At 43.0% G+C, this 11,523-nt stretch carries 8 protein-coding genes; 7 read left to right on the top strand and 1 reads right to left on the bottom strand.

Translation table 11 applies throughout. From position 1 onward, the window contains the following. Nucleotides 1-123 precede the first annotated feature (123 nt). The gene (locus V7D75_RS00040) at nt 124-885 is read right to left on the bottom strand and encodes a hypothetical protein (protein ID WP_333612893.1); all 762 of its coding nucleotides are present in this window, start codon (nt 883-885) and stop codon (nt 124-126) included. Nucleotides 886-1,149: 264 nt separating this feature from the next. Here V7D75_RS00040 and V7D75_RS00035 point away from each other — a divergent pair, with 264 nt between their 5' ends. The 7 genes from V7D75_RS00035 (at nt 1,150) to V7D75_RS00005 (ending at nt 11,069) form a co-directional block, all read left to right on the top strand. After that, the gene (locus V7D75_RS00035; RefSeq protein WP_333612892.1) at nt 1,150-1,587 is read left to right on the top strand and encodes an HIT family protein; all 438 of its coding nucleotides are present in this window, start codon (nt 1,150-1,152) and stop codon (nt 1,585-1,587) included. 298 nt (nt 1,588-1,885) lie between these two features. Next, on the top strand, nt 1,886-3,931 hold the full coding sequence (locus tag V7D75_RS00030; RefSeq protein WP_200661925.1) for a BCCT family transporter: 2,046 nt from the start codon (nt 1,886-1,888) through the stop codon (nt 3,929-3,931). A 211-nt stretch (nt 3,932-4,142) separates the two neighbouring features. Then, a complete protein-coding gene (locus V7D75_RS00025; protein ID WP_333612891.1) occupies nt 4,143-6,185 on the top strand; it encodes a BCCT family transporter in 2,043 nt (680 codons plus the stop codon). Nucleotides 6,186-6,295: 110 nt separating this feature from the next. Beyond that, nucleotides 6,296-7,333 (top strand): tRNA dihydrouridine synthase DusB, encoded by a 1,038-nt coding sequence (gene dusB / locus V7D75_RS00020; protein ID WP_333612890.1) that lies wholly within the window; start codon nt 6,296-6,298, stop codon nt 7,331-7,333. Between the two features lie 165 nt (nt 7,334-7,498). Next, complete coding sequence (locus V7D75_RS00015) at nt 7,499-8,386, top strand: SDR family NAD(P)-dependent oxidoreductase (protein ID WP_333612889.1); 888 nt, start codon at nt 7,499-7,501, stop codon at nt 8,384-8,386. 246 nt (nt 8,387-8,632) lie between these two features. Next, on the top strand, nt 8,633-8,992 hold the full coding sequence (locus V7D75_RS00010) for a hypothetical protein (protein ID WP_333612888.1): 360 nt from the start codon (nt 8,633-8,635) through the stop codon (nt 8,990-8,992). A 631-nt stretch (nt 8,993-9,623) separates the two neighbouring features. Then, the gene (locus tag V7D75_RS00005) at nt 9,624-11,069 is read left to right on the top strand and encodes a dihydrolipoyl dehydrogenase family protein (protein ID WP_333612887.1); all 1,446 of its coding nucleotides are present in this window, start codon (nt 9,624-9,626) and stop codon (nt 11,067-11,069) included. Nucleotides 11,070-11,523: the final 454 nt, after the last annotated feature.

Here is an 11,523-nt window from a genome sequence, read left to right as displayed (position 1 = left end):
ACGGATAGTGTGCTTTTTATGCCATGTGAGTACTAGTGAATAATACTAAGGCGTTACCATACCATTAGATATGGATAACTGAAAATCATTAACCAATAATCATAAAGACTTGAGGGTCAATATTTAAACGAGGCGCTCTAAAATAGCGCTCTCAAACCAAGGCAAGTCGGCTTTATCGGTTTCAATTTTGGCGATGACGACTAAGGCGTGAGGCGCTGGCAAGAATTGATAGTCAGGACTGGCAGCAATAGTGAGTAGCTGTTTATCGTTTTCGGCGTGCTCATCAATACTGATAAGTGTTTGCTTAGTATTTTTATAAAGCACATCAATACGACCAAAAAACTGCCACTCTTTAAAAGCAGCAGTAAGCGCATCGGCTTCTTCTTTGGTATAAATTTGCTGGGTGTCTTTACCAGTATTGGTCCAATGCAGGCGTACGGCCAATTGCAGCGTTTCACTAAACACCACCAATGAGCCAATCACTTTGACATGCCAAGGGCTGGTGATCAGCGCCTTATCAATACCGATAAGTTTCGCCGCCTCGTTAGCTGTCATGGGGGTATTAAACTGGGCAAGTAGGGAAGGTGTTAATGGATAAGTCTGTTTAATGCTGTCATCTAAACTGTCGTAATGATACAAAAAGGGCAGTGGCATATCCTGCGTCATGATTTTTTTACTGATTTTACAATTATGGATACGCCAACTGATCGTTTTATCAGTCAATGCCTCAGCTAAGATAATGGCGTTTGGCTCAATGCTTGACATGGTTGACGGTGCGCTATCTTCAAGCGTTTCATTAACCGCAGTATGATTTCTCATAGTGTCATAAGCGTGGTCGCTATGAGCGTCAGTAGTGTTTGATGATTGGGGTAATTGGGTTGGCAAGGCAGTCAAATCCATAAACCTGAGGTGATTAAAATAGAGGATTAATATAACATTTAAAGCGCACGGCTCGCCAATAAATTAATCGTATCACTTATAGAATTGTTGGTAGCAAAACTCAGTAAAATTGAAAGTGGCTAGTGAATGTATTAGCCACTTGTACTCAAGCAATATTTCGTCCACTATATTTGCTGAGATATTTACCCTCTAATACTGATCAACAAGTACTGATACCCAATTACTAATAACCAACTAAGGAATAAAATAATGAGTCAAGACAACCAAACCAAATACGATGACAATAATATCTTTGCCAAAATGCTTAACAGTGATATCCCTTATCATAAAGTTTATGAGGATGACAAAACCCTCGCCTTTATGGATATCATGCCGCAAGCAAAGGGTCATGTATTGGTGATTCCTAAGCAAAAAACCGTTGATTTGGCCGATCTTGAGCCAGAATACGCCGCCGCGGTGTTAATGACGTCCAAAAAAGTCATGCAAGCGCAGCGCCAAGTGTTTGAACGTGAGGGTATTATTCAAATGCAGTTAAATGGCGCGCAAGCAGGGCAAACCGTTTTTCATTATCATGTCCATCTAATTCCATCGAGCATCCACGAGCTAGGCCGCCATGCGGTCACACAAGCAGACCAAGGTGAGCTTGCGGAAATGGCCAAGCAGTTAGCCGAGGCTATTGATGCTTAATATCTTAAATTAACTATCAATAATACAACCGTTAAAAAAAAGGCAGCTAACAAGTTGCCTTTTTTATTGCTGAGTAATAGTCATGTAACAAACGTTAAAATAGTGTTACGAGTTCGGCACTTGTCTAGGGTTTTTGCAGAGAGTGTGATAAAAATTATATTTACTTTATAAGCGGTTTGATAAGAGCCGAACCATCTACTGCCTTTATTCGTACAAATCCATAAAGTGGGCAGTGCTACCTTTTCTTGTTGTATTTAGCTTTCTTATTGATTGTTATTTTTTGAGGACATCACTTTTTATGAGTAAATTACCTCGCTCCACTATTTTGTTACCCGTCTTTGTGCCCGCCGCCACCATTATGTTGTTATTGGTGATTGGTACAGCCATTAATCCTGAGGCAGCTGGTGAGTTGTTTAGTAAGGTATTGGCATTTACCACCGATACGTTCGGCTGGTTTTATATGTTGGCAGTTGCCATATTTTTGATGTTTATTATTGCCTTAGCATTTTCACCGTATGGCAGTATTAAGTTGGGCCCTGACCATGCCGAGGCTGAGTATAAGTTCCTTGAATGGTTTGCCATGCTATTTTCAGCTGGGTATGGCATTGCCTTGTTATTTTATGGCGTTGCCGAGCCAGTATTACATTTTGCCAGTCCACCACTCTCTACGCCGCAGACTATTGCGGCGGCAAAAGAGGCGATGCAAATTGCTTATTTCCACTGGGGTTTTCATATTTGGGCGATTTATGGTGTGGTTGGCTTGTCACTAGCGTACTTCTCGTTTCGCCATGGTCTGCCATTGTCCGTGCGCTCAACGCTCTATCCACTAATCGGTGACAAAATCCATGGCCCCATTGGGCATACCGTCGATGTGTTTGCGATCGTCGGTACTATGTTTGGTATCGCCACCAGTTTGGGATTGTCGGTTGCGCAGATTAATGCAGGTTTAAATTATCTATTGCCAAATACCGTGCCAGTCAGTACCACGGTGCAAGTGATTATCATTGCCTTGGTGACGGCGGCGGCACTCGTTTCTGTACTAGCAGGTATGGACAAAGGGGTAAAGCGCCTATCTATCTTAAATATGGTGCTCGCCACTGCTTTGATGCTATTTGTATTTGTTGTTGGACCTTCAGTATTTATTCTAAATGCCTTTATGGAAAACACGGGTAGCTATTTAGGTAATATTGTCGAGCGTACCTTTAGTTTACAAGCGTATCAATCGAGTGATTGGATCGGTAGCTGGACACTATTTATTTTTGCATGGACCATTGCGTGGGCGCCTTTTGTTGGGCTATTTATCGCCAAGATTAGTCGTGGACGTACCATTCGTGAGTTTGTATTGGGCGTGATGCTGGTGCCAACGTTGTTTACTTTCTTTTGGTTCTCGGTATTTGGTGATACTGCGCTACACATGATTATGGTCGATGGTTATGAGGCGCTGATTAGTGAAGTGCAAAACAACCAAGCTATTGCGTTATTTAAGCTTTTAGAGCAATTACCATTTACCCAGATTGTGTCGTCATTGACTGTGCTATTGATCATCACCTTTTTTGTGACCTCGTCGGATTCAGGCTCATTGGTGATTGACTCGCTCGCCGCAGGTGGACGTAGTGATACGCCATGGTGGCAGCGTACGTTTTGGGTTGTCACTGAGGGTGCAGTCGCTGCGGTGCTACTTATCGCAGGTGGTTTGAGTGCGCTACAGACCGCCGCTATCGTTAGTGCCTTGCCGTTTGCGGTGATTATTTTGATTTCGACCTTTGGTATGTGGCGAGCGCTGCGTATTGAAGGCCATCGTAACGAGAGTTTGGCCAACGACAATCATTTACCGCCGCATTTATTGAAACTAGATGCTTGGCGCGACCGCATTGATTATATGACCAATCAGCCAACGCGCGATAAGGTGCTGGGTTATATTAAAGGTACAGTGCTATCGTCGATGCAAGAGGTGGCAGAGAAATTTGCCGAAACCGGCTGGTTACCTGAGGTTAATTATGATGAGATTAATAATCGCGCCGTACTAGAACTAAGACGCGGGGATAATGTGGAATTCTGGTACGAAGTGCGCTTGTCAGAGCATGAGGTGCCTGATTATTACACCGAAGATATGGCCAATGAATTACCACAAGAGCACCACCATCGTGCCGAAGTCTATCTGCGCCGCGGTGGTCAGACCTATGATTTATATGGTTATCAGTCAGAATCGGTGATTAATGACATTATCGATCAATTTGAAAAGTATCTACACTTTGTCAATGTTTCGCCAAATATCTTGCCGTGGCGTATGCAGCAACATGATGATGACATCACGCTGGAGCAAGGCAGTGTGTTTGATAAATAAATGTGTATTCGTGTGATAAGAAGGGCAGCTAAGCAGCTGTCTTTTTTCGTTAAATAGCGATGTTTTTCAATATTAATAAACAAAGCAATATTTTTTATCATCATTAGGTAATGTAACTATTGGCTCGGTGATTTAAAATTTATTTGAATAACTGGGCGTTATATAACAATATTAGACGCATACCTAAATTTATGATTTATGAGAACGATTTATGAGTAAGTTATCTCGCTCTACTATTTTGATGCCAGTATTTATACCGACGGCCATTGTCATGTTATTGCTGGTAGTGGGGACATCGGTCAACCCACAGCTGGCGAGTAATTTGTTTGTCCAAGTACTAGAATTTACCACCGAGACATTCGGCTGGTTTTATATGCTAGCAACCGCGCTGTTTTTGATGTTTGTGGTGGTGCTCGCATTTTCGCCTTATGGCAGTATAAAGCTCGGTCCCGACCATGGTGAGGCACAGTACAATTTTATTGAATGGTTTGCGATGTTGTTTTCGGCAGGGTACGGGATTGCTTTGCTATTTTATGGGGTGGCGGAGCCAGTGACGCATTTTGCCTCGCCGCCGCTATCAGAGCCACAAACTGTAGCTGCGGCAAAAGAAGCCATGCAGATTGCTTATTTTCATTGGGGGTTTCATATTTGGGCAATTAATGGCGTGGTCGCTTTAACCTTGGCGTATTTTGCTTTTCGTCACGGTTTGCCACTATCCATGCGCTCGACGCTGTATCCCATCATCGGTGAAAAAATCCATGGACCTATTGGTCATGCGGTTGATGTGTTCGCCATTTTGGGTACTTTATTTGGTTTGGCCACCAGTCTTGGTATTTCAGTGTCGCAGATAAATACGGGACTCCATTACCTATTACCCAGCATTCCAGTCAATACAACCGTGCAAGTAATCGCCATTGTCTTGATTACGGGGCTGGCCTTGATATCAGTGCTTGCAGGTATGGACAAAGGAGTCAAACGCTTATCTATCTTAAATATGATACTGGCAACGGCGCTGATGCTGTTTGTATTTGCGGTAGGACCGACGATATTTATTCTCAACGCCTTTATGGAAAACACGGGTAGTTATCTAGGTAATATTGTCGAGCGTACCTTTAGTCTGCAGGCGTATCAGCAAGGCGATTGGATTACCAGTTGGACGCTATTTATTTTTGCGTGGACGATTTCTTGGTCGCCTTTCGTCGGTATTTTTATTGCCAAGATTAGTCGTGGTCGTACCATTCGCGAGTTTATCGTTGGCGTGATGCTAGTACCTACCATCTTTACTTTCTTTTGGTTTGCGGTGTTTGGTGATACAGCACTAAATATGATTATGATTCAAGGCTATGAATCGCTGATTACTGAAGTGCAAAATAACCAAGCGATTGCTTTATTCAAACTGCTTGAGAATCTACCGTTTACCCAAGTGGTATCTGTACTGGCTGTGGTACTTATCGTTACCTTTTTTATCACCTCATCCGATTCAGGTTCATTGGTGATTGACTCGCTCGCAGCAGGCGGTCGTAGCGATACGCCAGCGTGGCAGCGTACGTTTTGGGTATTGATACTTGGCGTTGTTGCCTCGGCGCTGCTCTTAGCAGGTGGCCTGCAAGCGCTGCAAACAGCGGCAATTGTTAGCGCCTTGCCCTTTACGATTATTATTTTGATTGCGATGTTTGGCATGTGGCGAGCGCTGCGTATCGAAGGTCATCGTAATCAAAGCCTTGCCAGTGACAATCACCTGCCGCCACATCTGTTGAAACTAGATGCGTGGCGTGACCGTATTGATTACATGACTCAGCAACCAACGCGCGATAAAGTATTGGGTTATATTAAAGGTACAGTCTTATCGTCGATGCATGAAGTTGCCGAAAAGTTTGCCGAAACCGGTTGGTTGCCTGAAGTAAATTATGACGAAGTCAATGATCGCGTAGTATTTGAGTTACGCGGCGGCGATAACGTCGAGTTTTGGTACGAAGTGCGCTTATCAGAGCATGAAGCGCCAGATTATTATACGGAAGAGATGGCGAGTAAACTGCCGCAAGAGCATCATTATCGGGCGGAAGTTTATTTGCGCCGCGGCGGGCAAACCTATGATTTATATGGCTATCAACCGGATTCAGTGATTAACGATATCATTGATCAGTTCGAGAAGTATTTGCACTTTATTAATATATCACCTGATATTTTGCCGTGGCGTATGCAAGTACATGATAATGACATTACCTTAGAGCAGGGCAGTGTTTTTGATAAATAGGCATTTTTTCCTTGACGTGCGCTAAGCAAATGATTGCCTCTATCACTTGCAATAAAGTTAAGAACCCTTAGAATAACGGCTTGTTTTCACTACGAATCAAGCCGTTTTTTATGCTTATAAATAATCCCGTGTCTAATCAAGCATCAGCAGAAGCTAATAATGACCATCCTTTATTGCAGCCATTGGTCATTGGCGGCTTGACGATTGAAAACCGTCTGATGGTCGCACCGATGGCTGGCGTGACGGATAATCCGTTTCGTAGACTTTGTAAATCTTTTGGCGCAGGGCATGCCGTTAGTGAGATGATCATCGCTGATACTGCACTTTATGCGCGCAAAAAATCGCTCTACCGCGCCAATTTCGATAATGAGATTGCGCCTATTTCTGCGCAGATAGCGGGCGCAGAACCGGATAAATTGGCAGAAGCCGCACGCTATCAGATTGATAATGGCGCGCAGATTATTGATATCAATATGGGCTGCCCGGCCAAAAAAGTGTGCAGTAAATTGGCAGGGTCGGCACTATTGCAAGATGAAGATTTGGTTGCGCGCTTGCTAGATGCAGCAGTAGGTGCAGTCGATGCGCCTGTAACCTTGAAAACACGTTTGGGTTTTGAGAATGGGCGTGAGAATATTTTGCGCGTGGCCAAGCGTGCAGAGCAGGCGGGTATTGCCGCGATTGCCATTCATGGCCGTACGCGTGAGGACATGTATACCGGTGAGGCGCGTTATGAGCTCATCCGTGAGGTCAAGGAAAGCGTTAGTATTCCGGTGATTGCCAATGGTGATATCGACAGCGCGCAAAAAGCGCAGCGTGTCTATGAGCTAACGGGCTGCGACGCGGTGATGATAGGCCGCGCCGCGCAAGGGCAGCCGTGGATATTTCGCGATATCGAACATTTCTTGCGGACTGGCACACGCCTTGACGCGCCTAGTGTCAGCGAGATAAAAGAGATTGTCCTAGCGCACTTGCAAGAGCTATATGGGTTTTATGGCGAATACTCAGGTTGCCGTATTGCTCGCAAGCACATCGCTTGGTATACCACGGGTATTCCCAACTCCAACGCTTTTCGTCAAGCGATGTATGGTGAAGAGAGTACAGCTGGGCAATTTCGCGTGGTCGAAGACTTCCTACACGCGCACGAATAGCCCTAAACGCTCAGTCTACGCATCAAGCTTGCTAATAAAGGTTTAATCGCTAATAATCAGCAAATTAAGTGAGTTTTGTTGCCTGTTTATTCACTTTAACCCAACTATATTTGCTATGCTTTAGGCGAACCTAAATAGATATATTATTTACGAAAAGGATTTTTTATGGCCAACCCCTCAAAAAAAGCAATCAGCAAAGCGGTCAAAGATAAGCATATTATTATTACAGGGGCATCAAGCGGTATCGGCGAGCGTACAGCCTATCTGCTCAGTGAATGCGGCGCGCATGTTATCTTGTTGGCGCGTACCGAAGACAAATTAAAGGCTGTTAAAGACAGTATCGAGGAGCTTGGTGGCAAGGCCAGTTATTATCCTTGTGATTTGACCAATATGGATGATATAGAAAAAGTCAGCGCGCAAATTTTGGCAGATTTCGGTCATGTAGATGTTCTGGTCAATAACGCAGGTCGCTCAATTCGCCGTTCAGTGCACGAGTCTATAGATCGGTTCCATGATTTTGAGCGTACCATGGATATCAATTACTTTGGCGCCGTTAAAATAGTGCTTGGATTTTTGCCGACCATGATTGAGCGCCAGACCGGTCAAATTGTAAATATCTCGTCGATTGGTGTGCTCGCAAACAGTCCGCGCTTTGCCGCTTATGTCGCCTCGAAATCAGCATTAGATGCTTTTAGCCGCTGCTTGGCCGCTGAAGTAAAAGGCGATAATGTCACTATTACCAATATCTTCATGCCGTTGGTGCGTACGCCGATGATTGAGCCTACTAAATTATACCGCTACATGCCCGCGCTGATGCCAGATGAAGCGGCGATGATGGTCGCCAAAGCGATTGTCCATAAACCAAACAGTATTGCCAGTAACATGGGCAAATTTGCGTCGGCGACTTATTCATTAGCACCAGCCATTAACGTTGGTATTCAATCAATGGGTTATCGTATTTTTCCAAGTACTCGTGCTGGATTGACTAGCAATAAAAAACCAAACCTTGCTCAGCGTGCCTTTGCTAGAATTTTACCGGGTGAGCATCACTAAGATAATATGTCTGATGAATTTAAAAAAAGAGATGCTACTGCATCTCTTTTTTAATGTCTTGAAGTTATTCGTAATTTATATGAATGGGTAGGCGGCGAGGTTTATTTAATATAAAGCCCGTTATGGGAATATGTTCGGTGCGCTATACAGGTAGCGAAGCACTGGCTATATAATTAGCATTGTTTCGTCTATCATCCTAAATTGTACGAAATTAATTGACCACAGACTTTGATCATAGGAAAGAAAATGTCGTTCTTTTATCCTAAAGATGTAGATTTTATGGAGATGTTTGGATGCGAGAGTCATATAGACAATGATGGTTTGCTAGAATCCACATTCATTGATACACAAAATAAAAAAATGGTTTTTTCTATCAGTGATATTCAGAACTCAATATCTGCTTATATATATCAAGATGAAGCATTAATATTTAAGATATATGAAGAAGGAGCGATGAGGGTCGTGATATATGAAAATCAGATCATTATAGAATATCTGAATTATCAGGATTTATACGCTAAAAAACTAACTATTGTTGATTTGTATCCAATATTTAAAATTGACCACTCTACTCTGATAGACAAGGATATGAGCCAACTAAACTAACTGTCTTAAAGGTATTGTCATATTAAGACATACCTACCCTGAACCAATCAGTTCTTCACTAGTTTGGTTCCCTAGTGAGGACTTGAATCTATAGCTATAGGCTAATGATATTAACGTTTCAAATCGCTGAAATAGCCACAATATACTTTATAGTGTACAGAACGTTAGTTTTTTAATCGTAAGAAGCCTTAGATAGAACTATTGCTGAGGCTTTAAGTGCACTATAGGAGGGTATTCTACAAACTGATAGAAATGATCCTTTAAAGCTTCCTCGAAATTCCAACATGGAGATGATTTACGATACTTTAGAGTGGCAAAAGTAGGGCGTTTCTTTGACTGAATTTTTGGCGCTACGCTCGCTTTTCTCTATTATCGTGTCTGTCGATTATAGAGGCGACTCTAGCTGAGATTAAAACTAGTAATGTTCCTGCTACCTCGACACCACTGTCAGTTTACTTACCGCAAATATAGCAAACGTCCGCCAACAGAAACGTTCACTAACGGTACAAAAATTAGGGTTGTTGTATGTTTCAATTAAACACTTAAATTATGCCCTTCGATATGTTTGTTTTGAAAGAAATAGGCGTTAGCTGGCGATATATATTCATTAATGCCTTAAACTGGGAAATATATGAAACAAGATAACCAATCAAAAAACAACAATTCGGAAAATAAGAATAATAAAAAGACAGTCATCGTAGTTGGTGGTGGTCCAGCGGGTGTACAGGCTGCCCTGCGTGCGCATGAACTTGGCGCAAAAGTTACCCTGCTTGAAGCCAATAAACTGGGTGGTACCGCCTTTAATGAAGGTCCTGCACCAGTGCGAACGCTTGCTCGAGCTGCACGTCTGCGCACTGATACGGCGCTCTACCCACAATTTGGATTAATAGGGAAGACGCCCGCTGTCGATTTTAAGGCGGCAATCGAAAATGCCAATCGCGTTGCCGCGCATGCCAATGAGGTGTGGCATTTGACGAAAATAGTTGAATATCAAGGTATAGAGGTCATAGACGAGGTTGGTCCAGCCCACTTTGTAAATAACAAAACTTTAGAAATCGGTGACGGACGCCAGTTTAGTGCTGACCAAATCATTATAACCGTTGGCGGCAAACCCAGAAAGCTCTCTATTCCGGGCAACGAATTAGTACTTTCTTTTCATGACCTATGGTCAATGACAGAGCTTCCAGAAAGGGTAACCATAGTCGGTGGATCGGCAACCGGATGCCAGCTTGCCTCCATTCTCCTTGATTTTGGCGCAAAGGTCGATATCATTGAATTCGCTGATCGCTTGACCCCGCCAAGCGACATTGATATATCGCGTAAGCTTGAAGCAGCCTTTACCTCACGCGGTATGAACGTCCTGACTGGTGCAGGGTGTGAATCCATCGCGAAAGAAAACGGTCAGTTAAAAGTCACCTATAAGCATGACGACCAAATAGACTCATTAATGACCGATGCGGTGTTCTTGATGGTGGGTTGGCCGGCAGATTTAGAGGGGCTCAATCTTGAGGCCACTGATATTAAAGTAGACGGCCCCTATATCGAAGTCGATGACTATTTGCAAACCAATGCAGAAGGGGTATACGTTGCAGGAGATGCAAACGGTATCAGCATGTTTGTCCAAAGCGCGGCTCATCAGGCCAGAGTTGCCGCACAAAATGCCATCTCTGATACAGCAGAAAAATACGCCCCAGGAGCGATTGCCACCGGCAGCTTTACCGAGCCAGAATATGCCTCCGTAGGTATGACCCAAGCTCAAGCGGAAGAAGGTCATGACTGCATTGTTGAGATCATAGATTACACTGCGCTACCGCGCGCCGTTATGGATGCGCGAACCGACGGATTCTGTAAAATTATCATCGATAAAGAGACGCAAGAGCTATTGGGCGCGCATGTCCTCGGCTCATACTCTGCCGAGGTGATTCAGGTTGCGGCCACTTGTCTGGCAGCTAAAATGAAAATTAACGAAATAGCTAATTTAGAATTGGCATTTCCGACGTTTACAGAAGCCTTGGGTATGGCAGCTCAACGCATCTGTAGAGATTTACGTGTAGACAATAAAGAAGTTAAAGAATAACTGTTTATTTACTTTTCTATAGCAATAATACCGATACTCTCAATAACCTCAAACAATATCACTCAAACAAATACTCACTATAATGAGGCTTTTAAGGCGGTAGACTAAAGGTGGTAGGTAAGATCGAAGTTTCTTTAGTGTCAGCCTTAGTTATCATCGCTGCTATTGTTCTAGGAGTGGTGAATTATTTAACGCTGCGTGAATGTACTTTTGTAGAAAGATATAAAAAGTAGAAAGATATAAAAGCGGAAGCTACTAAACTAAGAAATTATTAAAGTTAGATTTATTATGGCCATTAAGTTCATTAGCAACTTATTTTAGGTTCATTCAACTTTTAATCGTGTAGTAAATTGAGCCTACTATAAAAGCAAGCGTTTGGTGCTTTAGTTTAAATTCAATAAAAATTTATAATTAAATAAGAAAGGATTATTATGAAAAATTTAAAAGATCATGT

It is taken from the genome of Psychrobacter sp., from assembly GCF_036731945.1.
Taxonomy (GTDB): domain Bacteria; phylum Pseudomonadota; class Gammaproteobacteria; order Pseudomonadales; family Moraxellaceae; genus Psychrobacter.
This window is presented reverse-complemented; position numbering and strand designations above follow the sequence as displayed.

Bases quoted from the DNA above. Each gene is read 5' to 3' on its own strand.
- V7D75_RS00035 (WP_333612892.1), top strand. From the start codon at position 1,150: ATGAGTCAAGACAACCAAACCAAATACGATGACAATAATATCTTTGCC.
- V7D75_RS00030 (WP_200661925.1), top strand. From the start codon at position 1,886: ATGAGTAAATTACCTCGCTCCACTATTTTGTTACCCGTCTTTGTGCCC.
- V7D75_RS00025 (WP_333612891.1), top strand. From the start codon at position 4,143: ATGAGTAAGTTATCTCGCTCTACTATTTTGATGCCAGTATTTATACCG.
- dusB (WP_333612890.1), top strand. From the start codon at position 6,296: ATGCTTATAAATAATCCCGTGTCTAATCAAGCATCAGCAGAAGCTAAT.
- V7D75_RS00015 (WP_333612889.1), top strand. From the start codon at position 7,499: ATGGCCAACCCCTCAAAAAAAGCAATCAGCAAAGCGGTCAAAGATAAG.
- V7D75_RS00010 (WP_333612888.1), top strand. From the start codon at position 8,633: ATGTCGTTCTTTTATCCTAAAGATGTAGATTTTATGGAGATGTTTGGA.
- V7D75_RS00005 (WP_333612887.1), top strand. From the start codon at position 9,624: ATGAAACAAGATAACCAATCAAAAAACAACAATTCGGAAAATAAGAAT.